This is a genomic window from Halorussus amylolyticus, assembly GCF_004143485.2.
GTDB lineage: Archaea > Halobacteriota > Halobacteria > Halobacteriales > Haladaptataceae > Halorussus > Halorussus amylolyticus.
In genome coordinates this window covers 328,656-354,994 of the sequence record NZ_ML974132.1, presented here as the reverse complement: position 1 = coordinate 354,994, position 26,339 = coordinate 328,656, and the positions used below count along the sequence as shown (strand labels likewise).

At 64.9% G+C, this 26,339-nt stretch carries 24 protein-coding genes and 1 tRNA gene; 4 read left to right on the top strand and 21 right to left on the bottom strand.

The genetic code is table 11. The features are described from left to right. Positions 1-245 precede the first annotated feature (245 nt). The 14 genes from EKH81_RS09075 to EKH81_RS09010 all read right to left on the bottom strand — a co-directional run bounded on the left by EKH81_RS09075 (position 246) and on the right by EKH81_RS09010 (position 13,312). Complete coding sequence (locus EKH81_RS09075) at positions 246-2,027, bottom strand: type II/IV secretion system ATPase subunit (protein WP_132059367.1); 1,782 nt, start codon at positions 2,025-2,027, stop codon at positions 246-248. Positions 2,028-2,035: 8 nt separating this feature from the next. Beyond that, complete coding sequence (locus EKH81_RS09070) at positions 2,036-2,803, bottom strand: archaellum protein ArlH (RefSeq protein ID WP_132059368.1); 768 nt, start codon at positions 2,801-2,803, stop codon at positions 2,036-2,038. Then, positions 2,800-3,252 carry an archaellum stator protein ArlG gene (locus EKH81_RS09065; RefSeq protein ID WP_132059369.1) on the bottom strand — a complete coding sequence of 151 codons (453 nt, stop codon included), beginning with the start codon at positions 3,250-3,252 and terminating at the stop codon, positions 2,800-2,802. Before EKH81_RS09065 ends, EKH81_RS09070 begins: the two co-directional genes overlap by 4 nt. Continuing rightward, a complete protein-coding gene (locus EKH81_RS09060; RefSeq protein WP_132059370.1) occupies positions 3,253-3,708 on the bottom strand; it encodes an archaellum stator protein ArlF in 456 nt (151 codons plus the stop codon). Beyond that, positions 3,692-5,047, bottom strand: coding sequence for a FlaD/FlaE family flagellar protein (locus tag EKH81_RS09055; RefSeq protein WP_238392149.1), 1,356 nt, complete (start codon positions 5,045-5,047; stop codon positions 3,692-3,694). Before EKH81_RS09055 ends, EKH81_RS09060 begins: the two co-directional genes overlap by 17 nt. 118 nt (positions 5,048-5,165) lie before the next feature. After that, positions 5,166-5,990, bottom strand: a complete 825-nt coding sequence (locus EKH81_RS09050; protein ID WP_132059371.1) for a CheR family methyltransferase — start codon at positions 5,988-5,990, stop codon at positions 5,166-5,168. Then, positions 5,987-6,493 carry a chemotaxis protein CheD gene (locus EKH81_RS09045; RefSeq protein WP_132059372.1) on the bottom strand — a complete coding sequence of 169 codons (507 nt, stop codon included), beginning with the start codon at positions 6,491-6,493 and terminating at the stop codon, positions 5,987-5,989. The genes EKH81_RS09050 and EKH81_RS09045 overlap by 4 nt, the downstream gene beginning before the upstream one ends. A 2-nt stretch (positions 6,494-6,495) precedes the next feature. After that, the gene (locus EKH81_RS09040; protein ID WP_132059373.1) at positions 6,496-7,665 is read right to left on the bottom strand and encodes a chemotaxis protein CheC; all 1,170 of its coding nucleotides are present in this window, start codon (positions 7,663-7,665) and stop codon (positions 6,496-6,498) included. Next, positions 7,662-8,273, bottom strand: coding sequence for a chemotaxis protein CheC (locus EKH81_RS09035; protein WP_132059374.1), 612 nt, complete (start codon positions 8,271-8,273; stop codon positions 7,662-7,664). Before EKH81_RS09035 ends, EKH81_RS09040 begins: the two co-directional genes overlap by 4 nt. Positions 8,274-8,325: 52 nt before the next feature. Then, positions 8,326-10,506, bottom strand: coding sequence for a chemotaxis protein CheA (locus tag EKH81_RS09030; protein ID WP_132059375.1), 2,181 nt, complete (start codon positions 10,504-10,506; stop codon positions 8,326-8,328). A 6-nt stretch (positions 10,507-10,512) separates the two neighbouring features. Further along, entirely contained in the window at positions 10,513-11,550 is a 1,038-nt protein-coding gene (gene cheB / locus EKH81_RS09025; RefSeq protein WP_132059376.1) for a chemotaxis-specific protein-glutamate methyltransferase CheB, read from the bottom strand. Next, positions 11,547-11,909 (bottom strand): chemotaxis protein CheY, encoded by a 363-nt coding sequence (gene cheY, locus EKH81_RS09020; protein WP_132059496.1) that lies wholly within the window; start codon positions 11,907-11,909, stop codon positions 11,547-11,549. The genes cheB and cheY overlap by 4 nt, the downstream gene beginning before the upstream one ends. Before the next feature lie 91 nt (positions 11,910-12,000). Beyond that, entirely contained in the window at positions 12,001-12,561 is a 561-nt protein-coding gene (locus EKH81_RS09015) for a chemotaxis protein CheW (RefSeq protein ID WP_132059377.1), read from the bottom strand. Positions 12,562-12,712: 151 nt separating this feature from the next. Beyond that, on the bottom strand, positions 12,713-13,312 hold the full coding sequence (locus EKH81_RS09010; protein WP_132059378.1) for a DUF7500 family protein: 600 nt from the start codon (positions 13,310-13,312) through the stop codon (positions 12,713-12,715). 171 nt (positions 13,313-13,483) lie between these two features. Here EKH81_RS09010 and EKH81_RS09005 point away from each other — a divergent pair, with 171 nt between their 5' ends. The 3 genes from EKH81_RS09005 (at position 13,484) to EKH81_RS08995 (ending at position 16,179) form a co-directional block, all read left to right on the top strand. Next, on the top strand, positions 13,484-14,638 hold the full coding sequence (locus EKH81_RS09005; protein WP_132059379.1) for a metal-dependent hydrolase family protein: 1,155 nt from the start codon (positions 13,484-13,486) through the stop codon (positions 14,636-14,638). A 142-nt stretch (positions 14,639-14,780) separates the two neighbouring features. Continuing rightward, positions 14,781-16,001: a helix-turn-helix transcriptional regulator gene (locus EKH81_RS09000; protein ID WP_132059380.1), complete on the top strand. Its 1,221-nt coding sequence runs from the start codon at positions 14,781-14,783 to the stop codon at positions 15,999-16,001. 103 nt (positions 16,002-16,104) lie between these two features. Continuing rightward, positions 16,105-16,179, top strand: a tRNA-Glu gene (locus tag EKH81_RS08995). Positions 16,180-16,194: 15 nt separating this feature from the next. On the opposite strand, the gene EKH81_RS08990 is transcribed toward EKH81_RS08995, so the two are convergent. Further along, a complete protein-coding gene (locus EKH81_RS08990) occupies positions 16,195-16,911 on the bottom strand; it encodes a class I SAM-dependent methyltransferase (RefSeq protein ID WP_132059381.1) in 717 nt (238 codons plus the stop codon). 14 nt (positions 16,912-16,925) lie between these two features. Continuing rightward, positions 16,926-17,999: a GNAT family N-acetyltransferase gene (locus tag EKH81_RS08985; RefSeq protein ID WP_202935099.1), complete on the bottom strand. Its 1,074-nt coding sequence runs from the start codon at positions 17,997-17,999 to the stop codon at positions 16,926-16,928. A gap of 434 nt (positions 18,000-18,433) precedes the next feature. On the opposite strand from EKH81_RS08985, the gene EKH81_RS08980 reads away from it, so the two are divergent. Beyond that, positions 18,434-19,900: a flippase gene (locus EKH81_RS08980; RefSeq protein WP_132059382.1), complete on the top strand. Its 1,467-nt coding sequence runs from the start codon at positions 18,434-18,436 to the stop codon at positions 19,898-19,900. Positions 19,901-19,942: 42 nt separating this feature from the next. On the opposite strand, the gene EKH81_RS08975 is transcribed toward EKH81_RS08980, so the two are convergent. From EKH81_RS08975 to EKH81_RS08955, 5 genes are all read right to left on the bottom strand, one after another. Continuing rightward, a complete protein-coding gene (locus tag EKH81_RS08975) occupies positions 19,943-21,376 on the bottom strand; it encodes a hypothetical protein (RefSeq protein ID WP_132059383.1) in 1,434 nt (477 codons plus the stop codon). 73 nt (positions 21,377-21,449) lie between these two features. After that, entirely contained in the window at positions 21,450-22,310 is an 861-nt protein-coding gene (locus EKH81_RS08970; protein ID WP_132059384.1) for a polysaccharide deacetylase family protein, read from the bottom strand. Beyond that, positions 22,307-23,428 carry a DUF354 domain-containing protein gene (locus EKH81_RS08965; protein WP_132059385.1) on the bottom strand — a complete coding sequence of 374 codons (1,122 nt, stop codon included), beginning with the start codon at positions 23,426-23,428 and terminating at the stop codon, positions 22,307-22,309. Before EKH81_RS08965 ends, EKH81_RS08970 begins: the two co-directional genes overlap by 4 nt. Next, positions 23,425-24,555, bottom strand: a complete 1,131-nt coding sequence (locus EKH81_RS08960) for a glycosyltransferase family 2 protein (RefSeq protein WP_132059386.1) — start codon at positions 24,553-24,555, stop codon at positions 23,425-23,427. Before EKH81_RS08960 ends, EKH81_RS08965 begins: the two co-directional genes overlap by 4 nt. A gap of 1 nt (position 24,556) precedes the next feature. Further along, positions 24,557-25,957 carry a nucleotide sugar dehydrogenase gene (locus tag EKH81_RS08955; protein ID WP_132059387.1) on the bottom strand — a complete coding sequence of 467 codons (1,401 nt, stop codon included), beginning with the start codon at positions 25,955-25,957 and terminating at the stop codon, positions 24,557-24,559. Positions 25,958-26,339 lie beyond the last annotated feature (382 nt).

Sequence of the window (26,339 nt, the reverse complement as noted above, 5' to 3'; positions counted from 1 at the left end):
GGGTTTACGTCCCACCTTCATAAATCTTGCAAGCCGAAAATTACACCCCCGAATCGGCGTCGATTCGGAGTCTCGCGGCGGGGGGGGGGCGGGCCCCCCCCCCCCCCCCCCCCGGGGGGGGGGGGGGGGGGGGGGGGGGGGCGGGGGGGGGCCCCCCCCCCCCCCCCCCCCCCCGACCGGCAGGGCGGTTCGGTCTCGACGGAATCGGAGTCGCGCGCACACTCGTCAGTCGAACGACGTTCCTATCAGTCGAACGACCGATGGATGTTAAACGGAAGCCCGTCCACGCCGTCGCGCTGGAACGCCTCGATGGTCTCGTTGACCTCGTGGTAACCGAGTATGTTCTCCTCTATCATGCGCTCGAACAGTTCGGCGCGGAAGTCGAGTTCGTCGTAGATGTCGCGGGTGTTCTCGTAGCCGAGCAGGGTCGCAATCTGCTCTTCGAGGACGAAGGAGTTGTTCATGCCCTGGAAGACGATTTCGTCCTCGACGGGGTCCCAGTAGAACGACTGGCGGGTCACGACCCCGCCCATCTCCTTCGAGTAGCCCTCTATCTCCTGGACGGAGGTCACGCGACGAAGCACGTCGTCGCCCTGCTTGACTCGGTTCTGGAACAGCGCGACGTCGGCGTTGTCCATGAACGTCTCGGGGATGTTGATGGGGTCGCCCGTGAACCGCTGAATCATCGAGACGATGTCGCTCGCGTGGAACGTCAACATCACGGGGTGGCCGGTCTGGGCCGCCTGGAACGCCATCCGACCCTCCTCGCCACGGACCTCACCCACGATGATGTAGTCGGGGCGCGAACGGAGCGCGGCCGCGACGAGGTCGAACATGTCCACGTCGGTGCTGTCCTCGCCGCCGCCCTCACGAGTCAGAAGCTGTTGCCACGTGTCGTGGGGCGGCAGCACCTCGGCGGTGTCCTCCGCGGTGTAAATCTTCGAGTCGCGCGGGATGAACGACATGATACAGTTCAGCGTCGTGGTCTTCCCGGACGCGGTCTCCCCGACCACGAACACCGTCTGCTCGTTTTCGAGACAGAGCCAGAGGTACGCCGCGAGTTTGGGCGACAGCGTTCCCCACTTGGTAATCTGGGCGACCGAGAGCGGCGTCCCCTCGCCCTGACGGATGGTGAGGCTCGGCCCCTTCAGGCTCACGTCGTCGGAGTAGATGATGTTGATACGCGACCCGTCGGGCAGGGTGGAGTCCACGATGGGGTCGGAGTCGCTCACGGGGTCGCCGATTCGCTCGCCCATGTTCCGAAGCCAGTTGTCGAACTGCTCGGGGGTGCCGAAATCGACGCTGGTGCCGAGCATCCCGAACGTGCCGTGGTCCACGTACGTCTCGTGGGGTCCGATGACGTGAATGTCCTCGTTCGCCGGGTCGCGCATGATGGGTTCGAGCGGCCCGAACCCCACGATGTCGCGATTCAACCGATACCGGATGTTCTCGTAGGTCTGCTCGGACACCTCGTAGGTGCCGATGTTGGTGTAGTCTTTGACCGTCCGAACGATTTCCTCGGTCGAGACGCCCCGGACCCCCTGTTTGAAGTCGTTGTACGACACGTCCTTCACCCATTGAATCACCTGCTGGGGAGAGAGGTTTCGGATGTTGGGCCGACCCGACCCGTTGCCGTCGTCGATGGCGACCGTCTCGTCGAGGAGTTCCTCGATGCGGTCGTCGTACTCCGCCTCGTTCTCGGGCGCGGGCTTGTTCACGCTCCGCTCTAGAATCTGGCTCCGGACCTTCCCGAAAAGCTCCTGTTCGGTGCCCGAGAGGTCGGGTTCCACTGCGTAGTACTCGGTGTCTTGGCCCACGTCGCCGTAGATGTGACAGTATATCGGGCCGCCCACGGGGTAGATGACGTTGGGTTTGTCGGCCTCCCACTCGCCGCCGGGTTCGTCGATGAGTCGCGGGAACTCCCCGGTGAACTGCTTGAACCGTTTGAGATAGTCCCGCAGGTGGGGCCGTCGCATAGCGACTTCCCGGAGGTCGTCTTGAATCTGTGCGGTCCCGTGTTCGGTCATGGTAGTCCCTACGCGACGCTACGGCTCTCGATGACGATTCCGGCGTCGGCACGGACCGAGTACCCGATGGTGTCGCCGACCTGTTCGCCCATCCCGGCGAACCGCTTGACCGAGATGTTCCGGCGCACGTCGTTGCCGACCTCGACCATCTGGAGTTCCATGAACACGTCGGCGATGGCTCGGAACGGACCGATTGCCTCCTCGTCCACCGTCGAGGGGTCCACGGTGAGGACGATGACCTGCCCCTGCGACACCAAATCGCGGAAGAAGGAGATGATTTCGAGGGCGGCCTGGCGCTCCTCGTTCTGGCGAATGAGCGCCTCGAACATCGGGTCGTTCCGGAGGATGGCGTCGAACGTGTCGATGATGATAACGTCGGCCTGCCACATGGCCTCGGCGTTCATCAACCGATTCAGCAGTTCCTTGCGGTTGCCCTCCTCCTCCTCGCTCGGCGCGGTGAGTCGCCGCCCGCCGCCGGTGTCCACGTCGGCGTGGAGAAACAGGAGTTGCTCGTTCAGCAGGTGGTCCTCGACGCCGTACGACAGCGAGTGCATCTGGTCGATGAAGCCGCCGATAGTGAGTTCGGTCGAGAGGAGCGTGACCGTGTGGTCGGTCTCACAGAGACCGTAACTGAACCGCTGGCTCATCGCGGACTTTCCGGCGCCGTAATCACCCTCGATGAGGACGATAGAGCCGCGGGGGATGCCGCCACCGAGTTCGTGATTGAGTCTGTCGTGGTCCTGCAAGCCGAGCGAGTAGAGATTGTCTCGTGTCATGTTCGGAACTGAAGCACCTCGTGGTCGTTGTTCACTATCACTTTCACGCGATGGTCGCTGCCGGTGAGCGGTTCGAGAAGATCGACTTCCACCTCGACGACGTTTCCGGGCGTCCACGCCGAGCCACCGATGACGTTCACCGAAACGCCGGTCTGATACTCACCATCGACTAACACGTCGATTTGGCTGGCGTCGGCGTCGAGGCTTTCCGAGCCGGTGTTTTTCACCAACACTGTGAGGTTCTCGCTCTCGGAGTCGTACATCGCGTCACCTCCGGGGTCGCTGATGATTTCCACGTCGGTCCGAACGTCCTGAGACACGTCGAGGCTCCGTTCGCCTAACGCCGACGAGAGACGCTGCACCCCCTGGGTGAACGTTCCGGCGACGCTGGCGGCGATGAGGAGGCTCGCGATAAACAGGATGAGATGAGTCGAAGAGACACTCGCCATTTAGTCGCTCACCTCCGCGGCGGCCGAGACGCCCGGACCGGTCACGACCTTCACCCGCGACGGCTCGTAGTCGAGCGAAATCTCGAAGCGGAGCGTCTCGCCGGAGAGCCAGAGGTCTGTCGCGTCGTTTTCGTCGACTTCCAACGTTAGCATATTATCGCTCGTGTGTCTCGTGTAATTTCCATCTATAAGAATGTCGGTGTCATTCACCGACAGCGTCGTCGAACCGGTGTTCTCGACCGCCACGTTCAGTGTCACGTCTCCGTCGTCGTTCGCGGCGCTCGCGGTGGCGATGCTGACCGCGGTGTTCTGGCGGTCGAGTTCGTCGTCGGTGCTGTCCTCGTAGGCGGCGTGTATCGCCTCGACGCCGTTGTTCCCCGCCGTGTACGCCATCCCGAAGCTGATGAAGATGCCGAGGAACAGGACGACCGTCGCGCCGCTAACGCTGAATCCCATCGCGCCCACCTCGTATCTGTGCGCAGTGTTCGACGATTTTCCGTTGAACAGCGTCGCCGGTCAGCTGGCTCAGGAAGGTGAGACTCTGGATGTGGTCGTCGATGGCGAGGGTCGCCGGACCCGTCTCTTCGGGGTCCACCTCGTCCACCTCGGCGAACCCGCTCACGTACGCCAGCAACTCCTCCTCGACCGACTCGCTTATCCACTCGATGTCGCCGTAGTAGGTGATGGTCCGAACCGCGTCGTCCGGGCCGAACTCGGTCACGAGGAACTCCAACCACTCCATGACCACGAGGTCCGAGACGTAGCCGTTCGGAAGCTGTGCGAGGTACGGCTTGCTGTCGAGGCCCGACTGGGCTGTCGGGGTCGCGGGTTCGGTTTCGACCGGTTCGGCCTCCGCAGGCGCTTCGAACTCGAACTCGCCCTCGACGTCCGCATCCTCGGCCGTCGGTTCGGGGTCGGGTTCCGAGTCGGGAGGCTCGCCCTCCCCCTCGGCCCAGTCCGCGTCGCCCGACTCGTACTCCTCTTTCAGTTCCGCGAACGTCGAGCCACCGGCCTGCCCACCGTCGTCTTCGTCCTCGTCGTCCGCTACGGAAGTGTCGTCGTCTAGCCCCTCGTCGGGAGCGTCGAAGCCGAGGTCCTCGGCCGCATCGTCCTCGAAATCGTCTTCCGCCTCCCCGAAGTCGTCGAAGTCCTCCTCCTCGTCCTCGAAGTCGTCGTCGAAGAAACTCTCGGCCTCCGCTTCGGTCACGTCCGAGTCGAGGTCGGCCTCCTCCTCTTCTTCCTCGTCGTCTTCGAACAGGCCGAAGCCGCCCCCGCCGCCGTCGCCGAACCCGCCGCCACCCATGCCGCCCTCCTGTACGTCGTCCACGAAGGGGTTGACGCCGCGAGTCACCATCTCGTAGATTTCGAGGAGTTTGCGCACGTTCTCCTCGGTGTCGTCGACTTTCGCGCTTATCTGCTCGTTCTCGCTCCGGACCGTCCCGACGGTCGAGGAAATCTCGGCGACCTCGTTTTCGAGTTCGTCGATTCGGTTCTCCAGTTCTTGGGTCGCCCCACCCCCGCCCATGCCGAACTCGTCGTCCCCCCCGCCGTCGCCCCAGTCGTCCATCTCGCCACCCATCCCGTCGTCCATTCCGCCGAAGCTGTCGTCCATCTCGCCGAAGTCGTCGTCCATCTCGCCGCCCATCCCGTCGCCAAAGAGGTCGTCGTCGCCGCCGTCTGCATCCGCGTCCGCGCTCTCACCCTCCTCTTCGTCCATGAAATCCATGATTCCCATGGCGACCATGCTCGTCCCGAGGAGGTGAACGAACTGGTCGCTGAGACCGATAAGTTTCATTACCGACAACAGCGAACTTCCGGCACATTAATCTTCCCCCTGAGTTATCAGTGTTGATACTCGCCGTCTGACGCGAGTAAAGAGACGTTACGCGCGCTCTCGTGGCCGTTTTCCGCGCTCACCCCTCGACAGATACGCTGTCGGTTTTCCGATAAATGCGGAGTCGGCGCGCCACGGGGTCGAACGCGGGCTTGAGGAGTTCCGGAAGCGTCTCGGTCTTCCCGATGACGAGGTAGCCACCGTCCCGAAGCGACTTCGAGACGGTTTCGAGGATGGGGAGCTTGTGCTCGGCGTCGATGTAGATGAACAGATTCCGACACACCACGAGGTCGAAGTCGGATTTCGGGTCGCCGCTGATGAGGTCGTGGCGCTCGAAGCGCACGAGGTCCTTCACCGCGTCGGTGACCGCGAACTGGTCGTCGTCCTGTTCGACGTACCGCCCGGAGTCCGCGAGGGGCGAGAGTTGTTCGCAGATGTCGGTGGTCCGGGTGCTCCGGTAGACGCCCTGCCGGGCGGCCGCCAGAATCTCGCGGTCGATGTCGGTCGCGGTAATCTCGATTTTCGACTCGTCCACTTCGGGGTCGTCGAGCGCGAGCATCGCGAGCGAGTACGGTTCGCGGCCGTCCGAGCAGGCCGCGCTCCAGAGCCGAACCCGGCGGTTGTTCTCCGAGAGCGACCGGAGTACCGACCGCACCTCCTCCCACACGTCGGGGTTGCGGAAGAAGCTCGTGACGTTGACCGAGAGGGCGTCGAGGAGCGCCTCGGCCTCGCGGTCGTCGTCGCGCAGAATCGCGTCGTACTCCTCGTAGTCGTCGGCGTCGGTCCGGCGCATTCGCGAGGAGACTCGCCGGTCGAGATACGAGTCGTCGTAGTAGCTCGTCACGAACCCGAGTTCGTCCTCGACGTACCGCAGGAGGCGCTCGAACGCCGCGTCGTCGCTCACAGTTCCACCTCCCCGTCGTGGGCGCTCGTCACCGTGAGCGTCCACGTCCGCGGACAGACAGACAGCGACCGGCCGTGGCTTCCGCCCACGTCCTCGGCGACCACGGGGACCCCGCACTCGGCGAGCGTCTCGCGAGCGGCCGCGACGTTTCGGTCGCCGACGCCCTCGCCGACGCCGGAGAAGTCGAGCATCCGACTGCCGCCCGCGATTTTGGCTTCGATTCGGTCGGGGTCCGCGCCCGCCGACTCGACCGCGGCCAGCAGTCGCTCGACGCCCTGTGGCACCGACTTCGCGGGCCGCGCGCGGTCGTCGTCGCCCGAGGGGAGCATGGCGTGTGCGAGACCCGCGACGTCCGCATCGGGGTCCGCGAGCGCGACGCCGACGCAGGACCCCAGGCCGCTGGTCGTGAGTCGGGTCTCGCCGGTCGCGACGCCGAACTCCGCGACACCGACTCGCACTCGGTCGGGAGGGTCGCCGCTGTGCGGAAGACCGTCAGTGTTCATGCTCACAGCGAACCCGCCTTGGTTGTGCGTTCGGCCGTCGCACCGCGGTCGATATCTTCGAGCATCGCCCGAAGCTCCGATTCGTCGGGAAGCGCGTAAATCTGGCAGTCGAACGCCCGGTCGTCGGCCCGGAGGGTGGCGTCGAACACGAACGCGAACGCCTGGCGTTGGCCGAGGCGCGCGACCACCGAGTCCGCGACCGCTCGGCCCATGTCGTGGACGAACTGCGGCGTCGAAATCTCGATGGTGGTATCCCGAACGTTCGCCCACCCGTCTACGAAACTACTCGTCATGACGTTGCCGATTTCGCGTATCGCGCTCCGAGCCATCGGGTCGAACGTCTCTGCGTCCGCGTCCGGGACGAGCGCTGCGACGACTTCGCGGGCCGAGGGTTCGTCGAACAGTATCAGGACGTACCCCTGGGGTTCGTCGCCGAATCCGAGCACGGTGCCGACGTGGCTCCGGTCGGTGAGTTCGGCCGGCACGTCCTCGACCGGGACGAAGCTCAGGTTGGAGATATCGACCGTCGTTTCGATGCCGGTCATCGCCGAGACGCTCTCGGAGGCGGTGGTCGCGCCCGACTGGGCCATCTCCCGGAGGGTCGCGAGCTTTTCGACCGGAATCTCGTCGCCCCCGTCGGTCAGCATCGCCTGCATCGAGTCGGGGTCGGGAAACATGTGAAACGAGAAATCGAGTTCCTCGCCGACCGCGCTCACCCGACTCCGGAACACGAAACCGTAGTCGCGTTCGAGCGTCATTTCGTCGAGCGAGTTCGCGCCGATGTCCGGGACGTACCGGGGCGGCGCGATGTCGATGGTGGTTTCGAGGCGGTCGGCCCACGCGTCGATGAAGCCGCTGGTGACCACGTTACCGACCTCGCGGACCGCGCTCTCGTCGAGTCCGTCGCCAGCTAGCAGCGCGTCGAGGAGCGTTTCGACGCCTTCAGGCGGGAACGACAGCACGCTCGTTCCCGTGATTTCGCCCTCGAAGTCCACGACGACGCCGACCCGGCGGTCGTCGCGGACGAGCGCCTCCGCGGACGCGAGCGTGACCGCGGTCACGTCCACCGCGGTTTCGATGCCCGTCATGCCGGTGAGGTTCCCGGCCGCGCGCTCGGCCCCCTCGTGGGCCGTCCTGCTGAAGCTTCCCAGCGACTCGACATCGACGTTCATATCTCGATTTGCTGCATGAGTTCGACCAGTTCCGCGAGTTCGGGGAACGTGTACACTTTGACCTCCACGTCCGCCTCGCGCGCGTGGACGCGAGAGTCGAACACGAGCGCCATCTCGCCCGGCCGAGAGCCGACGAGACTGTCCACCGTCCGCGACCCCGCGCCGTAGGTGAACTTCGGCGTGGAGATGTCGATGGTGGTGTTGAGGACGTTCGCCCACCCGTCGATGAAACCGCTGGTCATGATGTTGCCTATCTCCTGGACCGCCGACTTCTCCATGTCGGAAAAGCCCTTTCCGCCCGAGGACTGGCCGCCGAGCATCCCCGACGCGAGCGTCTTCGCGCTCCGGGCGCTGAACAGAAACAGGATGTAGCCGTGAGGCGGTTCGGTGAGTTCGATGTGGATGCCGACCTGTTTCTCGTCGCCGACGTGGGTTTTGATGTCGTCGATGTCGAGGAAGTTGGTCTTGGTTATCTCCATCTCGGTGTCCATCCCCGTCATCTGGTTCAGGTGGGACGCGACGGTGTTGGCGCCTTCCTTCGCCATCTGATTGAACAGATTCAGCTTTCGAATATCTACTTTCAAGTTTTCAGTGTCACCTCGGCTCATGTGTCTCCTCCTCGACTCGGTTCTCCTCGGCCCGGTCCTCGTGGTTGTCGTCTCATAGCGTCTCCACGTCCAAAATCGTCACGACATCGCCTTCGCCGAGGACCGCGGCACCCGACAGCCCCGGAATCCCCGACAGGATGCCCTCGAACGGCTTGACGACGACCTCTTCCTGTCGGCTCACTGCGTCGCAGTGGATGGCGACCTGGCGCTCGGACTCCTTGACTCTGACCAGCATGCCGTCGCCGTTCTTGGTCTCGCCGGGGACGTTCAGGGCTTCCCCGAGTCGGACGAGCGGGTACACCGTGTCGTCGTGAGTCACGACCTCCTCGCCCTCGACGGTTTTCGGCTCGTCCATCCGGCGGATTTCGTCCACGTTCTTGATGGGGATGCCGTACTCCTCGTCGCCCGACTGGACGAACAGCACCTTCACGATGGCGACCGTGACCGGGAGCGAGAGGCTGATGGTCGTACCCTCGCCCGGCGTGCTGTCAACGTCGATGACGCCGTCGAGGCGCGAGACGGTGTCGCTCACCACGTCCATCCCGACGCCCCGACCGCTCACGTCGGTGACTTCCTCCGTGGTCGAGAAGCCCGCGTGGAAGATGAGTTCCTGTGCTTCCTGGTCGTCGAGGTCGTCGGCCTCCTCGCGGGTCAGCACGCCCTCCTCGACCGCTTTCGTCCGGAGCGCGTCGGGGTCGATACCGCTGCCGTCGTCTTCGACTTCGATGGTCACGCGGTCTCTGGCGCGCGACCCCCGGAGAGTGACCGACCCCTCGCGGGGCTTGCCCGCGGCCTCGCGGGCGTCGGGGTCCTCGATACCGTGGTCGGCCGCGTTCCGGAGCAGGTGCATCAGCGGGTCGCTGATTTCGTCGAGGATGGTGCGGTCCAACTCGATGTCGGTGCCCTCCATCTCGAAGTCGATTTCCTTCTCTTGGGACCGAGCGAGGTCCCGAACGAGTCGCGGGAACTTGTTCACGACCTTCTTGAGCGGCACCAGCCGCATGTCCATCACGGTGTCCTGCAGGCTCGACGTGATTTTGTCGAGTTCGTCGAGGTGGTCCTCGGCGCTGTCGATTTCGGCCTGCTCGACCGACCGCCGGAGCTTGATTCGGCTCGTCACGAGCTGTTCGACCTGCCCGTGGAGGTCGTCGAGTTGGTCCACGTCCACCCGGACCGACTGTATCTCCTCGATTTTCGTGGTGTCGTCCGAGTCGGACGCGTCCGACTCGGACGACCGGGAACTCCCGGACGAATCGCCGGTGTCGGAAGTGTCGTTCGCGGACGCTTCGCCCCCGCTTTCGCCCGCGGAGGCGGACGCCGCGGCGTCCGCCTCCGCCGTATCTTCGTCGCTCGCGCCCGTCTCGCCATCCACGTCCGACTCGCCGTCGGTGCTCGTTTCGCCGTCCGCGCCCGCCCGGTCGGGGGCGCTGTCGGCGGCCGCGGCCACGTCGTCGGCATCGACCGGCGTCACCGTCGCGCCCGCGATTTTGCCGACCGACCCGACGGCCGACTCGACCGCGCCCGCGCTCTCGCCGACCACGAAGGCGTCGAAGCCGTCGTCGTACTCGCCGTCGTTGACCGCGTCCACGTCGGGCACCGTCCCGAGCAGGTCGAGACCGTCGTTCAGGCCTTCGAGCGCGAACATCCCATCGACGCCCTTCATCTCGGGGTCGCCCATATCCACAGCGACGTGGAACACGTCGCCACCGGGGTCCGCTAACGCCCCGGGGTCGGCGAACTCCGCGAGCGCGTCCGCCACAGCAGCGTCCGGGTCGGCTTCGTCGGCCGAACCGTCAGCGTCCCCGTCGGCATCCCCGCCCGCGTCGGCTTCGTCGCTCGAATCGCCGGAGGCCGACCCGCCGGTCTGAATGGTCCCCCGAATCTCGGCGATGATGTCGTCGGGGTCGATGTCGGCCTCGCCGTCTTCCTCTATCTGGTCGAGCGCGCGGTCGATTTCGTCCACGCCCTCGAACACGAGGTCCATGATGTCGGCCGAAACCTCCATCCGGCCCTGCCGAATCTCGTCGAGCAGGTCCTCGATGGCGTGGGCGAGGTCGCTCGACTCCTGAAAGCCCATCGCGCCGAAGTTACCCTTGAGCGTGTGGGCGGTCCGGAATATCGAATCCATCGCCGCCTCGTCGTTGGGGTCGTCTTCGAGTTCGAGCAGGGAATTGTTCAACTCGGTGATGTTCTCCTCGCTCTCTCGTATGAACTCTTGTAAGTAATCTTCCATACTCTATCACTCACTCTTTCGAATCGTGGAAAGTATCGCCTTGCCCATCTCCTCAACCGAGAGGACCCGGTCCACGCATCCGGTCTCTATCGCGCGGGCCGGGATGCCGAACACCGAGCAGGTCTCCTCGTTCTGGGCGAGGGTCGCGCCGCCGACCGACGAGATGGCTTCGACGCCCGCCGCGCCGTCCTTGCCCATGCCGGTGAGGACGACCGCGGTGAGCGGCCCCGTGACCTTCTCGGCCGCGGTCTCCATCGTCACGTCGATAGCGGGCCGAACGCCGTGACGCTGGGCCTCCTGCTGGAGTCGAAGCCGGAGCCGACCGTTGCCGTAGCCCGCAACTTCTAGGTGGTAGCCGCCTTTCGCGACGACGGCCTCGCCGCCGCCGATTCGCATGCCGTCTTCGGCCTCGGACACGTCGTACTCGCTTCGACGGTCGAGTCTGTCGGCGAATCGCGCGGTGAAGCCGTCGGGCATGTGCTGGACCACGAGCACCCTGAAGTCGGCGTTCCGCGGGAGGTCCGAGAGCACGCGCTCGACCACCCGCGGTCCGCCGGTCGAAGCCCCGACGACGAGCGTCGGGTTCTCGATGTACGCGTGGTCGGTCTCGATGGCGTCGTCGGTCGTGTCCACCTCGCCGAACGTCTCGGGGTCGGCCCGCGCGGCCGACCGGACTTTCTCGACCAGCGCGTCGCGGTGAGCCGATATTTCGGTCGAGACCTCTCCACCGGGTTTGGCGAGGAAATCGACCGCACCCTTCTCCAACGCCTCGAACGTCGCCTCCGCGCCCTCGTCGGTGTGGGCCGAGAGCATCAGCACGGGCGTGGGGTTCGTCGCCATTATCTCCTCGACGGCTTCGATGCCGTTCATCCGGGGCATCTCCACGTCCATCGTGACTACGTCGGGTTCGTGGTCGGCAACCGCGGCGACGCCGGTCTCGCCGTCGTCGGCCTGCGCGACGACTTCGATGCCGTCGGACTCCAGAATATCGGAGATAACCGTCCGCATGAAGTGGGAGTCGTCGACGACGACTGCCCGTGTCATGCTGAGATAACGTCGTCGATGGCGTCCATCACGCTGGGTTTCTGGAACGGTTTGGTGATGTAGCCGTCGGCACCCGCCTTGATGGCCGCCTTCATCTTCTCCTCCTGCCCGATACTGGTACACATGATGATGTTCGCGCCGGGGTCGGCGTCCTTTATTTCGGTCGTCGCCTCGATGCCGTCGCGGATGGGCATCACGATGTCCATCATCACGAGGTCGGGCGCGTTCTTCTCGTACAGTTCGACCGCTTCGACCCCGTTTTCGGCCTCGCCAGCGATTTCGAACTCCTCTTCGAGTATCTCCCGGAGCAGATTCCGCATAAAGTCCGAGTCGTCAACGATGAGTACGTCGTTTGCCATGATAGTCACCTACCGGGGGATTGAAAGTGGGGCGAAATAAATGCTCGCACGCGATTATCATCACTGATGTTCGGTCGCTCGAAAGCACAACTCATTTTAACTGTCCGATGACCGCGTCGATATCGACCCACACGACGAGGTTGAGGTCGTCTCCGTCGGCGGCGTCGTCCTCGCCACCGTTGGACTTCCGGATGATGCCCCGCGAGACGCGCTCGGAAATCCCCTGCGTGTCGAGATTCGAGAGGTCGTCGTCGGTGTCGATTCGGTCCTCGGTGTAGGTGGCGACTTCGCGCACCTCGTCCACGCGGATGCCGATTTTCTGTTTGTCGTCGGGACGGTCGAGGACGAGGACATTCTGCTCGTCGGCGTCGGGCGACTCGCCCTCGACCCCGAGGAACGTCCGAGGGTCGATGATAGCTGTCGTCTCGCCCCGGAGGTCCATCACGCCGTCGATGGAGTCGGGCGTTCGAGGGATGCGGGTCACTTTCTTTATTTCGACGATGCTGTCCACTTCGCCGATATCGATTGCGCAGTAGTCCTCGCCGAGTCGGAACTCCACGACCTGTCGGGTTTCGAGGTCCTCCTTCGCGGGTTCCTCGGCGCGGGGCGCTCCGGGTTCGTCGGTCGGTTCGGTCGACTCCTGTACCTCCATGTGACTTTCTATTTCGAACATCGAACGCCAGGACATAAAACCCACCCCCGGCTCTCGGAGATGATAATCGCGGAGAGAGCCGGTGGGATAGTTTTGGCCCACGAAACGATGGTGTACGACACTGCTCGTAACAGAGCCACAGCAGTCACTCTCAGACGTTCTCGGGCGGGAACACCATCCCGCGGTCGTCCCGGACCGCCTCGTACAGGTCGGCGATGGTGTCGTCGGGGCCGAGGTCGTACGCTTCGAGGATGGCCTGCAGACACGACGGCGAGTAGCGCACCCGGACGTTCGACTCGGTGAGAAGGATGCCGAGCACGTCCTCGGCGGGCATCTCGGTCGTCAACTGCTGGGCGTACCACCGCAGGAGGCTGTCGAAGACCGTTCCGACGTCGTCGGAGAACATCTGCTGGTGGCTCACCGCGTCCTCGGACTTCGCGGAGACGTGGAAGCCGTACCGGGCGCTCGAACCCTCTAAGTCCTCCTCCAACCGCTGTTTGACCGCGCCGGAGTCCGCGGGGGCAGGCGGCGAGGGAGTCGGCGACTCCCTCGCCGACGAATCGCCGCGCTCGGTCCCTTCGTCGTCGGCCTCCTCGGCCGACTCGGGTACCGTGGGCCGCTCGTCGGTCCCGATAACGTACCGGCCCTCGTCGAGCGAGACGACGTTCTCGTCGTTCTCGATGTCGAGTTCGTCGGGGGCCAGCGCCGACCGGTCGTCGGCGTCTCCACCGTCGTCCGGCATCCGAGACATTGGGAACTGATACCGTTCGACCTCACATAAACCCACCGCCTGTTCGGGTGAAACCGCCCGCGTTCGTGCGAGGTCGTGCCGGGTGGGCCGTCGAGCGTCGTCGAATCAGCACTTGAACACCGAAGTTCCGCGACCGCGATACTTAGGGTCCGGGGCGCTAATCACGAGACCATGCTCGTACTCCGAGGCGGAACGGTGGTAGACGCGGACGGCGCGCGCGAGGCAGACGTGGCCGTCGAAGCGGGCGAAATCGTCGCGGTCGGCGACGACGTCCCCGACGGCGACGACGACCTCGACGCGACCGGACAGTTCGTCGCGCCGGGTCTCGTGGACTCGCACGTCCACCTCATGATGGACGGCCGACCGGACCCGAGTTCGAACCGCGACGATTCCGACGCGACGTTGGCGTATCGAGTCGCCGCGAATCTCGACGCCGCGCTCGACGCTGGCGTGACGACGGTCCGAGACCTCGGCGCGTCGGGTTCGGTCGCGCTCGACGCCGCAAAGGCAGTCGAGCAGGGCGTGGTCGAAGGGCCGCGCGTCCTCGCGTGCGGGGAAAACGTCGTGATGACCGGCGGGCACGGCCACTGGTTCGGCAGGGAAGCAGACGGCGTCCCCGAGGTGAAGAAAGCCGCCCGAGAGCAACTGAAACGCGGCGCTGACGTGGTGAAGTGCATGGCGACCGGCGGCGTCCTGACCGAGGGCGCGCTGACCGGCGCGCCCGAGTTGGACGAAGCGGAGTTGGCGGCGCTCGTGGACGCCGCCTCCGCCAAACGGGTTCCGACCGCGGCCCACGCCCACGGCGCGGCGGGAATCAAAAACGCGACGAAGGCGGGGATTTCGAGCGTCGAACACGGCACCTTCATGGACCGCGAAGCCGCCGAATTGATGGCCGAGCGGGCCACCTACTGGGTGCCGACCGCGAAGGCGCTTCACGGCATCGTGGACGCCGGAACGGAAGGCGGTATTCCGGAGTTCGCGGTGCGAAAAGCCGAGGAGGCCGCCGACGCGTTCGACGACGCGTTCGACTACGCCCTCGACGCTGGCGTTCCCATCGCGATGGGGACCGACGCCGGGACCCCGTTCAATCACCTCGCGGACGCGGCCGGGGAGGTCGAACTGATGGTCGAACACGGTCTCTCGCCCGAGATGGCATTGGAGGCCGCGACGGTCAACGCCGCGGATTTGCTGGGACTGTCCGACGTAGGACGGGTCGTCGAGGGGTATCGGGCCGACCTCGTGGTGCTCGACGGGAATCCCCGCGACGACGCGTCGGCGTGGCAATCGCCAGCACAGGTCATGGTAGCTGGAAACGTTGTTCGGTGACAGTCCCACGTCACAAGGTCTTTTATACCGGGCAATGGAGGAATAACGTACGCCGAACGGGTGGCAATCGAGGGGTCCTTGGGAACCGCGATTGGTCCCGAACAACGAACATACTATACGCAACGATGGAGGAATAACGTACATGAGACGGCGGCTGGCTGTCGGCCTCGTAATCGTGTTACTCGTCGGAGTGGGAGTGATACCCGGGGCGGCTACCCCGGGTATTCCGTCGGCGCAGGACACGTCCCCGCCCGCGCAGAACACGTCCGCAGAGACGGAGACGCTCGGCGTCACCGAGAACTTCGATACCGTGGAGTTCCACATCACGGCCTACGAAAACGGCACTGCGGAGTGGACGTTCATGTATCAGCGGACGCTCAACGATACCGAGCGCGAGCAGTTCGAGCAGTTCGCCGCCGAGTTCAACAACAACTCGACCGCGCTGTACGACGACTTCCAGGACCAAGCCGAGCGACTGACGAGCGTGGGACAGAACTCGACCGACCGCGTCATGAAGGCCGAGAGCTTCTCGAAGCAAGCCGAGGTCGGCGGTCTGGTCAACGAGAATCGGGGCGTCGTCCAGATGTCGTTCCAGTGGACCGGCTTCGGCTCCTCCGAAAACGACGGCGACACGATTATCATCGGCGACGTGTTCGAGGGCGGGCTGTATCTCGGCCCGAATCAGTCGCTGGTCGTCCACACCGGGCCGGGACTCACGTTCGAATCGGCCGACCCGAACACGAGCGAAATCTCCGGTGACACGCTGGAGAACAGCGAATCCGTGACGTGGCAAGGCGAGCGCGATTTCACCGACCAGCGGCCACGCGTGAAATTCAAACCCATACAGGAAACGACGGAGGAGACGACCACGCAGACCGGCGGCCAATCGACCGTGACGACCAACACCACGCAACCGGGAGCGGCGAGTCAGTCCACGTCGAACGACGGGTCGCCGCTGATGCTGTTCGTCGCGGCCGTGGTCGTCCTCCTCGGCCTCGCGGCCGCGTTCGCGTGGCGACAGGGCGATTTCGGCTCGCTGACCGGGAACGAGAACAACCCCGGCGGCGGGAGCGGCGGGGCGGCCGCCGCGAGCGCCGACACCGGTTCGCCAGCGCCGTCGGTCAGCGACGAGGAGCTGCTGACCGACGAGGCGCGAGTGAAGAAACTCCTCGACGAGAACGGCGGCCGCATGAAGCAGGTCAACATCGTGGAAGAGACCGGCTGGTCGAAATCGAAGGTCAGCATGCTCCTCTCGGAGATGGAAGAGGACGGCGACATCAGCAAACTCCGGGTCGGCCGCGAGAACATCATCAGCCTCGAAGGCCACGAACCCGACGCCGCCGGGTCGCCGCTCGAAGAGTAGCCGCCTTCGATTCGATTAGTCCGTTGATATGCGAAACCGGGACACTCCGGTCGGAAAGCGCAACTGTTAAACAGTCCGTCGGACTACGCATGAGTGCAGACACGCTCCGTTGGTGTAGTCCGGCCAATCATCTTGCCCTCTCACGGCAAGGACCAGGGTTCGAATCCCTGACGGAGCACTTCTTCCCAAGAGGTCAGTTTTCAGCCGTTTTCCGTGCAACGACGATGATTCGATAACTGAGTGCGGGAAAGTGGGCAAGCGTTCGGTCGGCCAGTTTGACCAACGGCGAGTACTTCTCCCGATAACTGGTGGAACCGACCACTGTTTCGACGTCGAACGCGTGATTTCCGAGCGTCTCTTCGAGCGTCGAAACGGTGAACAGCGTGTTCCGATTCGAGACGGGCGACCGGTCGTCTTCGCCCGACAACACGTCGGTTGAACGCCGGACGGGGAGCGGTGGATTTCCCAACGCGAGTGCGACTCGATTGTGGAAGGCCGCGAGATTGGGCGTGGACACGACGAATATCCCTCCGTCTCGTAGGACCCGTCTGATTTCGGAGAAGCAGTGGTCAACGTCCCAGAGATAATCGACGACTTCACTGCAGTACACGAGGTCGAATTCCGCGTCTGCGAACGGGAACTCGTCTTCGTTGAGATTCACTACCTCCGCAGACACACCCCGCTCTGCGGCGTGGAAAACCAACTCCTCGGAAATGTCGATTCCGCATACGTGAGCCGCGTTACACGCGTCGGCAATCATGTTCGTCAACTGGCCGTCCCCGCAACCGACGTCGAGGACCGCGTCGAACGACTTGTCCGAGAGGAGTTCGAGGGTCTCTCGCTTTCGATGGCTCAAGCTGGCTGCGCCCAAGCAGGAGAGGTCGATAGGGACGAGGTCGGCAAGTTTCATGATTTCGGGTCAGTTCACAGCCCGATGCGTTTCCGAACCTGCGGCCCGACCACGCGGGTCACCGGAATCGGAAGTCGCCGCCACACCTCCTTCGCGCGGTCGTACTTGTCGTCGTCGGGGTCGGGGAGGTTCGCCGACCCGCCCGGGAAGTAGTGAAGGTCGTCGTACCACGTCTTCTGTCCGCCGAAGCTCTTTTTGAACATGTAGACGCCCGACCCCTCGCGAGTGCGACCGAACTCGTAGGCGTCGAAGCCGCTCTCGGCGGCCCACTCCAGCGACTTCCAGAGGAGCAGGCTCCCGCCGTTCAGGTCGCGGTGGTCGTAGTCGCTGACGACCCCCCACTGGTACACCGTCGAACCGAGCGAGAGGTCTATCATGCCGTTTATCAGCTCGCCGTTTCGGTGAATCGTGCTGAGCCGAAGGTTTCCGGCGTCGTGGAGTCGATTCCAGAGAATCCGGAAGAACTCGAACGAGTGGGCGGGAGTTCCGTGACCTCGCATGGATTCGAGGTAGAGGTCGTAGTACTCCCGGAGGTCGGCGAGCGAGTCGCCGACGCCGAACGTGAGCGACTCGTCGTCGTCGGCCTGCTCGATTTGGCGCTGGCGGCTGTCTTTCACGTCGGCCCATACCGATTCGGCGTCCCGGTCGGTCGAGACTCGGAACGTCACGTATCTGTTCTTCTCGACGTAGTCGTCGGTACCTTCGACTTGCGAGCCTCGCAGACTCACGAAATCGACATCGAGCCTGTCGGCCAGCGCCTTCGTGCGGTCGAGGAGGAGATTCGCGGCTTCGTCCCGGCGGTTGTCGCCGACCACGACCGACCCGCGCTCGGCGAACGCTGGCGACAGGAGCTTCGAGCCGAACAGCCTGCTCTCGACGTGGAACAGCGGGAGCGCGCCGACGATGTCGGTCCCGGAGTCGCGCGCCACCAGATACCACCTGTCGTGGCCGTACGATTCGACCGCGTCACCCCACCCCCAAGTCGCGTACGCCGGGCCGTCGTTTCGCTCGACGAACGAGTCCCACGCATCCGGGTCCTCGCACAGTTCGACCGCGAGTCGGCTCTCGGTGTGCATCTCTCCCGCCATCGCTATCGGGAGTTCGAGGGGACGACCGAGTCGAGCGAATTGCGGTACTGGGCGGCGACGAAACTATCGGCAAGTGGGTTTCTCGTACTTCGAATCACGGTACCCCCACTACCGATACCGGGGTACTTTGTTAGGAGCCGCGTATCGAACGGTCCCGAGGTCCCGCCCGGAAAGTAATGCGCGATACGGTCGGCTTCGCCCGCACGAGCGGGGCCCCGCTCGTGCGGGCGAGCCTTCCTGCCTGTGCGGAGCGCGCTCCGACCCTCCGTAGGGAAGGGCCCTGTGCGTACAGAGTGCGCCACCCGTTCGCACGGAGAAGCCCGTAACCACCCGTTACTCGCGGAAAGACGCTCAATAACAAATGGGCATCCAGTCGCAGGCTACTGACGAGACCCGCGACGACCGGGCGTTCGGACTGCAAATTTCGCACCAACATGGATATCGGTGACAACATCGCACAGGGGTTCAGAGCGGAGATGGTCGGCCGAATCCTCTACTTCGGGACGTCGGGAGCCACGCTACTATTTCTCGCGCGAGCCCTCGACCCCGGCGTGTACGGGCTGTTCTTCCTCGCGCTGTCGATTCTGACCGGCGCACAGCTACTCGCAGACCTCGGAGTCCCCTACTCAGCCGCGACGTACATCGCGGAGTACGGCGAGAGCAATCCCGAGCGTCTGGGTCCCATCGTGGGCTTCTCGTTTCGGTTCATCCTCGTGAGTTCGACCGTCGTCGCGCTCGCGATAGCGGTGTTCCACGCGCCGCTCGCGTCGGTGTTCGACGACCCCGGACTCGGGACGCTCCTGCTCGTGGGTTCGGCGGTCATCGTCGTCCGGGCGCTGTATCGCTACTTCCGGAAGCTCCTGCAGGGGTTCAAGCGCATCGACCGGAGCGCCGCCGTCTACGCGTCGGAGGGCGTGGGTCGGTTCGGCTTCGTCGTCGTGTTCGTCCTCCTCGGGTTCGGCGGGGTCGGTGCGATGGCCGGGTACATCGTCGGGTTCGGACTCGCGGCGGTCGTCGGCGTGGTGCTGTTCTACCGGAGCGTCTACCGCGGCCTCGACACCGACGGCGACCTCGACGCCGAGACGCGAACCGACGTGCTCCGGTACAGCGTGCCGCTGTTCGCCACTCGCGGCGCGAAAGTCGTGGACAACACGCTCGACACCGCGCTCGTGGGGTTCTTTCTCGCGCCGGTCGCGGTCGGCTACTACGCGCTCAGCAAGCAGGCGGTCCACCTGCTCCAAGCGCCCGCGTCGGCGCTCGGCTTCTCGGTCGGACCGTACTTCGGCGACCGGAAGGCGGCCGACCAACTCGACCGCGTTTCGGACATCTACCGGTCCACGCTGGTCCACACGCTCCTGCTGTACGTTCCGGCGACGGCGGGACTAATTCTGCTCGCGCGTCCGATGATAACCATCGTGTTCGGTCCCGAGTACGCGCCCGCGACCGACGTGCTCCAGATTTTCGCACTCGTCGCGGGCCTGCAGGCCATCGAGGAGGTCTCGGAGAACGCGCTCGACTTCCTCGGACGAGCGCGCGCCCGGTCGATAGCGAAGGGTTCGACCGCGCTCGCGAACGTCGCGCTCATCGTCGTCCTCGTCCCCGCGCTCGGCGTCGTCGGGGCCGCGATAGCCAAGGCCGTGACCCACACTGCCTACGCGCTGACGACCGTGTACGTCATGCACACCGAGATATCCATCGAGGTTCGCACGGTCGCGCGAGACTTCGTCCTCATACTCGGGATTACGGGCGCGATGAGCGCAGTCGTCGTCCAGTCGGCGGCGTTCGTTTCGGGGTTCGTCACGCTGGCTGGCGTCGTCCTGCTCGGCGGCGCGGTGTGGGCGGCACTGGCGATTCTGCTCGGACTCCTCGACGTCAGAACCGTCGGGTCGTACATCACCTGACTCGCGGAGGAACTGCGTTTTCGCGCTCGACGAACGACCCAATTACAGGCCTTCCGACCCGACGTTGACCTGAAAATCGTTGTACTTGACCCTGTTGTTCCGCGGGGAGACCTCAGACCCGCCCCAGTAGGACCCCGGCCCGAGCCTGTCGAAGCCGAGGTCCTCCGTGGTCCGCCACCGAACGTCGGTGTGCTCGTCTTCGAGCGACCCGTTCAGCCACATTCGGACGACACCGTCGCGCTCGGCCGACCCGTCGGTCACGGAGTTGAGTCTGACGTAGGTGTCTATCTGGTGCCACTCGCCGATTTCGGCCTCGGACGACCAGTCCCACAGCGACCCGAAATTCCCGTTCTGGTCTAAGTGATACACGTACGACCCGAGCGACACCGTCCCGTCGTCGGACGGACCGCGAGTGTAGATTCTGACGCTCCAGCCGTCGTCGCCGGAAGGCGCGTAGCCTGCGCTCCCTGCGCGACCCGCGCTCAGATTGCAGCCAGCCCAGTATATTTTACACGTGTCACCGTCGTTTCGCTGCACCCAGTCGGACTCGAACCGAACCCGAATCCTGCTGTACACTTCGTCCGGTTGGGCGGAGTCGAGTCCGGCACCGCCCTGGTCGTGTTCGGGAAAGTAGTAGAAGACGTTCGCGCCCCAGTGCTCCCCCTCGTTCAAAATGTGGGTCATCCGCTGGCTCCCGTCGTACGGCGAGTTCGAGAAGGTGAACGTGTACTGGTCGTTCTCGTCGCCGTCGCCGAACCCGTCCGCGCCGCCCATCTCGGGCGGCATCATCTCGCTCGCGCTCGCTCCAACGTCCCACCACGTGCCGTTCTCCTCGTAGACGACTCGACCGCTCTCTCGGACAGTGAACGCCGCTTTGCCTCGGTCGTTGGCCATCCGCATCGTCTGTTTCATCCCCGGGTCGGTGACCACGGTGATGTCGGTCGGGGCGAACTGGTCGAACCTCGCCTGCAACTGGTCGAGGCTCAGCGTCCAGTTGTCGCGGACGACCGCCGCCGTCGGTGTCTTGGCTCGGAACGCATCGTCGCCCTCACGGAGTCGGACCTCCCACGCGAGCGTCTCGTTGTCGCCGTTGAGTTTCCACTCGACGGTGAAGGTGTGACGTCCCGGTTCCAACGCTTGAGGCGGGTCGTTCGACGCGTTTCCGGAGACGAACCGGCTTCGCTCGACCGTGGCATCTTCGGGCATCGCGTAGCCGAACGTGACCTCGTATCTCGATTCGCCGACTCGGACGACCTCTTCGACAGAAATCTCGGGAGCATCGACGCTCTCGGTCGTGGTTTCGCTCGCAGTCGTCGTTTCGTTGCCGCCCCCGGCCGTCGTTTCGGTACCGTTTCCAGTCGTCGGACCGTCCGACTGTTGGCCGAGCTGGGCGCTCGCGAGCGCCACGAGACCGACCCCGACCCCGCCAGTGACTCCGTACCCCAGTAGCTCACGCCGCGTAATATCAGGTGACATCCACTCCCCGGAACTGGTACGCTACTCACGAAGTAAAGCGTTCGGACGGGGACAGTTCCCGCCGGAAGCCGAGCTATTCGACCGGAGCCGACTCTGCTCTCGCGGCGGAGTCGGGCGTTCGTATCTCGTCGCTCACGTCACCGAGCTTTCGAAACCGGTAGCCTCGTTCCCTGAGCAGGCCCACGAATCGCTCGAACGTCTCGGGCGACCGGTCGATGTTGCGCTTGAACGCGAACTGGCGAATCCGACCCAGATTGTCGTGGGCCGCCGTGTGGAAGTAGTCGTGGAGGTGGGAGTTGAACACGAGCAGGTCGGGGAGCGCCGACCGCTCCAGGAGTCGCAGATACGGTTCGCCGAACAGTCGGAGGTAGCTCTGCTCGAACGGAATCTTGAGTCGCGGGTGGACCGAGACCGGGAGTTCGAGCAGGCCGGGAGCTTCCGCCGGGTAGTACGGTCGCGTCGGCAGGTCGAGATTGTTGTACACCCCCGGTCGGTACGACGGGCAGATGCTGCTGTCGAACGCGAATCCCGCGTCCGAGAGCGTCGAAAGGTCGCCGTCGTTCACGATGAATCGGGGCGCGCGGTAGCCGTCGGGGTCGCGCCCGAGGACCTCCTCGAACGCCCGCGTCCCCTTCCGAACCTCGGCTTCGAGGCTGACCTCGTTGTGCATGTCGTGCTGGTAGGAGTGGAGGTGAAACTCCGCGTCGAGTTCGTCGTCGAGTCGCCGCACGGCTTCGGGCCGGTCTTCGAGGACCTGCCCCACGACGAACACGGTCAGCGGCACGTCGAGTCGGTCGAGCAGCGCGACGTACTCGTCGAGGTGGTCGAAGACGAGATACCGGAGGTCGGGCGACTCGAAGTCCCAGTTGTCTTCGAGGTCGAGCGTGATGCACGCCGTGTCGGTCGGCGTCGGTGCCGTCAGCGCTGGCTTCACGAGTCGTCACCCCGCGTGTCGCCGACCATCTCCCGGACCTGTTCGACGATGACGTCCGTCGTGTCCCTGTTGTCCGCGAGGAGTCGGCGTCGCTTCTCGGCCCACTCCTCGGGGTCGGAGTCGGTCAGAATCGCTTTCGCCTTGCTGAGCGCGCGCATCTGGCGGTCTTCGCCCGAGTAGTTGAACAGCAGGCCGTACCGCTCCTCGATGTCCTCGGTGTACCCCATCCGAATCGTGGAGACGTAGATGGCCGGCGTGCCGAGAACCGCGCTCTCGGTCGCCATCGTCGGACTCTCGCCGACGTAGAGGTCGGCGTAGTACATCAGGTCGTGCATCCGGTGGGACGCGACCGATACCCGATACGGTTCGAGGTGGTCGGGAAGCGGTTCCTCGGACGTGATGACGACCTCCGCGCCGGTCGATTCGAGGTCGGAGACGACGGCTTCGAGACCGTCGAACCCGCTCCCACCGATGTCGTGGGCCGCGTTCCATCCCACCGCTCGAAGCACGACGAAGGTGTCGTCCTCGGAGAGACCCGCCTCGTCGAGGACCGCCGGGTCGGGGTCGAATCTGTCGGGGTGGAGGTACGCCAGTTCCTGATAGCCGTCGTACCGGACCTGCTTCGAGCCGATTTCGTCCCAGAAGCACCGCGAGGTGCAGATGCGGTCGGCGAACGGGAACGCGAGTCGGTTCTGGAGCGTGGCGTGTTCGGCGTCCACGAACACGAGGCTGTCCACGCCGAGGATGGCCGACACCTGCGAGGTGGCGACCCCGACCTCGGCGACCATCAGGTCGGGGTCGAGCGCCCGGACCTGCCGGAGCAGATTGTACTCGAACGTGAGCCAACTCTTGATGAGACCGCCCTTCGAGGTGTGGTCGCCCGACAGCACCATGTGCGGAATGTCGTACGCCTTCAGCAGTTCGACCGCCATCTCCTTCTCGCGGGCGAACACGTAGATTCGGTAGCCCGCGGCCGAGAGTTCCGCGATGGCGTGGCGAAACAGGTGGGCGTCGTGGGGATGGGTCACCGTGAACGTGACCGTGGGCGGGTCGGCCCTGTCGGCGCGCCCCGCGGCCGAGTCGGTCGGTTCGACCGACTCGGTCGGTTCGACGGTCATTCGCGCCCTCCGTCGGTCGCGGCGACCGACCGGGGTTCGTCCCCGGTGTCGGGTGCTTCGCTCGCCGCACCCGAGGGTTCGTCAACGACGACCGGACCCTCGGCGGTGTCGAACGCGACCCCCGCGAGGAATCCGACCAGACCCGCGAGCAGTAATCGACGTCCGCCGCGTCCGGATTCGCCAGAGCCGCCGCCGTTTCGCCCCGCTAACCGGAGAGTCCGCCCGACTCCGGCGAGGGTCGCCAGCGTCCCGACGAGATAGCCGACCGCGACCGGCGAGACGAGTCGGTCGCCCCGACCGGGTCGGAGTCGCGCGGCCAGTGAGGCGACGAGGAGCCACGACACCTTTCGGATGTACTGGGAGTAGTCGATGCCGCTCTCCTCGTCGCCGTAGGTGGTCGGCACCGGCACGTCGGCGATGCGAACGCCCTCGGCGTTGAGTCGGGCCATCAGCTGATTCATGTAGCCGTAGTACTCCCAGAGGCTCTCGACGTCGGCCGCGAGGAGCGCCTCGCGCGAGGCGGCGGTGAAGCCGTTTTGGGGGTCCGACAGTCCCCAATACCCGGTCGCCACGCGAGTCAGACCAGTCAAGAGGACGTTGCCGAACAGCCGAAACGGCGGCATCTCGGACACGACCCGCGCGGTGTCGGCGAATCGGTTCCCCTTCGCGTACTCCGCCCGCCCCGCCACGATGGGGTCGAGCAGGCGAGGCAAGAGGCTGGCGTCCATCTGTCCGTCGCCGTCGATAGTCGCTATCACGTCGATGTCGTCGGAGAGCGCGGCGAGGTAGCCCGTCTGTATCGCGCCGCCCGCGCCCCTGTTCTCGGCGTGTCTGATGCGAGTGACGCGGCCCTCGGTCTCGTACGCCGCGACGTGGCGGTCGGCCGAGAGGCGACCGAAGCCGTCGGTGACCGCGATTCGGTCGGCGCCGTCGCGTCTCGACTCGCTCTCCGTCTCGGCTACCTCGGCCGAAACGCGGCGAATCGCGTCCCACGTCGCGTCGGTCGAAGCGTCGTCCACGGCGTAGATTCGGTCCACGAAATCCGGCAGGTCGCGGACGACGCCACCGACGAACGACGCCTCGTTGTACGCGGGGACGACGACCCCGATGGTGTGCTCTCGGTACACGTCACAGCCTCCGGTAGGTGAATCCGTGCGCGGTCGCTTCGTCGGGGTCGAATCCGTTCCCGACGTCCACCAGTACAGGGTCGTCGGCCATCTCGTCGGCCATCCGTTCGAGGTCGTAGTCGCGGATTTCGTCGTGGGCGGCCAGCACGACCGCGCAGTCTACGTCGTCGAAGTCCACCGACGACTGCACCTCGAAGTCGAACGTCTCCGGGACGGTTTCGGCGTCGAAGTGCGGGTCGTGGCCCACGACTTCGATGCCGCGCCGACTCAATCCCTCCGCGACGTCCTGAACCGCGGAGTTTCGCACGTCACCGACGTTCGGTTTGTAAGTGAATCCGAGCAGCAGCGCTCGCGCCCCGAACGGGGCTTCTGACGCCGCGCTCGCGGTGCCGGACCCCTCCGCGATTCCGGAACTCTCGACGAGTCGGGTCTCGGCCCGCGCGGTTTCGAGCGCGTCGACGACGAGCGAGCAGACGTACCCCGACATCCCTTGGTTCACGGTTCGGGCAGACCGGATTAGCTGGGGGACGTAGCCCGACTGCTCGAACTTGTGGCGGAGGTAGTGGGGGTCTACCGGAATGCAGTGGCCGCCGACCAGTCCGGGTTCGTACCGGTGGAAGTTCCACTTGGTACCGGCGGCGTCGAGGACCGCGTGGGGGTCGAGGTCGAAGTCGAGTTCGCGACACCCCTGCGCGAACTCGTTCATCAGCGCGATGTTGACGTCGCGCTGGACGTTCTCGATGCACTTGGCGGCCTCCGCGATTTCGATGCTCTCGACCGGGTAGACGTCGCCACCCACCATATCGTCGAACAGGACTTCGAGTTCGGCGCGCGTCTCGTCGTCCTCAGCACCGACGACCTTCGTGACGTTGGTCGTGGTTCGGGCGGTGCCCGGCACGATTCGCTCGGGCGAGTAGCCGACCCGGAACGTCGCGCCGTTCCCCGCTGTCGCGCCGCGTTCGAGCGCGGGCCGCAATCGCTCGCGGGTCGCGCCGGGGTAGAGCGTGGATTCGTACACGACGACCGCGTCGTCGGCGAGGTGGCGTCCGATGGTCTCGCTCGCGACTTCGAGTCCGCTCAGGTCGGGTCTCGCCGTCTCGTCAATCGGCGTCGGGAGGGCGACGTGAACGTATTTCGCGCGCTCGATGTCCGTCGGGGAGTCGGTGAACGAGATGTCGCTCGCGGCGATGGCGTCGTCGCCGAACTCCCCGGTCGGGTCGCGACCGGCGTTCAGTTCGCGGATTTTCTCCGTGTCGATGTCGTAGCCGACGGTCGGATACCCCGCGCGGTCGAGCGCGACCGCGACCGTCAGGCCTACGTACCCGAGTCCGACGACGCAGTTTACGCGCGAACCGCGAGCGTCGCCTCCGCGCTCGCCGATTCGGTCGCGTTCCTCGCTCATTTTACGCCTCCGTTAAGGATTGCGTTCGAACGCGATTCAGGCCGAGGATAATGGTCACTGCCGGTTCGAGCGTGCTGTGAGACAGCCGTCATAAGCTGGACTGTCGTTCATCGGAGCCTCGGATATAAACGCAGGAATGTTCAATATAATCCCACGTACTTTTCAAGAGGTACGGTTCGCCTACGATTCCCGCGTTCGGAGTTAGGGTGTCCCCGAGATTCGACTGTCACCGCCTACGATTCCGGTAAGGCCGGAAAAAACGCCGGGAAACGGCGGTAAGCCGGATTACGCGCCGGTAAGTCCGGACGACGCTCGACCCGCTCCGCGTGCGGAGCGGGTCGAGCGACTCGGACTCCGGTCCGAGCGTTCAGCCCCCCAGAGA

Bases quoted from the DNA above. Each gene is read 5' to 3' on its own strand.
- EKH81_RS09075 (WP_132059367.1), bottom strand. From the start codon at position 2,027: ATGACCGAACACGGGACCGCACAGATTCAAGACGACCTCCGGGAAGTC.
- EKH81_RS09070 (WP_132059368.1), bottom strand. From the start codon at position 2,803: ATGACACGAGACAATCTCTACTCGCTCGGCTTGCAGGACCACGACAGA.
- EKH81_RS09065 (WP_132059369.1), bottom strand. From the start codon at position 3,252: ATGGCGAGTGTCTCTTCGACTCATCTCATCCTGTTTATCGCGAGCCTC.
- EKH81_RS09060 (WP_132059370.1), bottom strand. From the start codon at position 3,708: ATGGGATTCAGCGTTAGCGGCGCGACGGTCGTCCTGTTCCTCGGCATC.
- EKH81_RS09055 (WP_238392149.1), bottom strand. From the start codon at position 5,047: ATGAAACTTATCGGTCTCAGCGACCAGTTCGTTCACCTCCTCGGGACG.
- EKH81_RS09045 (WP_132059372.1), bottom strand. From the start codon at position 6,493: ATGAACACTGACGGTCTTCCGCACAGCGGCGACCCTCCCGACCGAGTG.
- EKH81_RS09040 (WP_132059373.1), bottom strand. From the start codon at position 7,665: ATGAACGTCGATGTCGAGTCGCTGGGAAGCTTCAGCAGGACGGCCCAC.
- EKH81_RS09035 (WP_132059374.1), bottom strand. From the start codon at position 8,273: ATGAGCCGAGGTGACACTGAAAACTTGAAAGTAGATATTCGAAAGCTG.
- EKH81_RS09030 (WP_132059375.1), bottom strand. From the start codon at position 10,506: ATGGAAGATTACTTACAAGAGTTCATACGAGAGAGCGAGGAGAACATC.
- cheB (WP_132059376.1), bottom strand. From the start codon at position 11,550: ATGACACGGGCAGTCGTCGTCGACGACTCCCACTTCATGCGGACGGTT.
- cheY (WP_132059496.1), bottom strand. From the start codon at position 11,909: ATGGCAAACGACGTACTCATCGTTGACGACTCGGACTTTATGCGGAAT.
- EKH81_RS09015 (WP_132059377.1), bottom strand. From the start codon at position 12,561: ATGGAGGTACAGGAGTCGACCGAACCGACCGACGAACCCGGAGCGCCC.
- EKH81_RS09010 (WP_132059378.1), bottom strand. From the start codon at position 13,312: ATGTCTCGGATGCCGGACGACGGTGGAGACGCCGACGACCGGTCGGCG.
- EKH81_RS09005 (WP_132059379.1), top strand. From the start codon at position 13,484: ATGCTCGTACTCCGAGGCGGAACGGTGGTAGACGCGGACGGCGCGCGC.
- EKH81_RS09000 (WP_132059380.1), top strand. From the start codon at position 14,781: ATGAGACGGCGGCTGGCTGTCGGCCTCGTAATCGTGTTACTCGTCGGA.
- EKH81_RS08990 (WP_132059381.1), bottom strand. From the start codon at position 16,911: ATGAAACTTGCCGACCTCGTCCCTATCGACCTCTCCTGCTTGGGCGCA.
- EKH81_RS08985 (WP_202935099.1), bottom strand. From the start codon at position 17,999: ATGGCGGGAGAGATGCACACCGAGAGCCGACTCGCGGTCGAACTGTGC.
- EKH81_RS08980 (WP_132059382.1), top strand. From the start codon at position 18,434: ATGGATATCGGTGACAACATCGCACAGGGGTTCAGAGCGGAGATGGTC.
- EKH81_RS08975 (WP_132059383.1), bottom strand. From the start codon at position 21,376: ATGTCACCTGATATTACGCGGCGTGAGCTACTGGGGTACGGAGTCACT.
- EKH81_RS08965 (WP_132059385.1), bottom strand. From the start codon at position 23,428: ATGACCGTCGAACCGACCGAGTCGGTCGAACCGACCGACTCGGCCGCG.
- EKH81_RS08955 (WP_132059387.1), bottom strand. From the start codon at position 25,957: ATGAGCGAGGAACGCGACCGAATCGGCGAGCGCGGAGGCGACGCTCGC.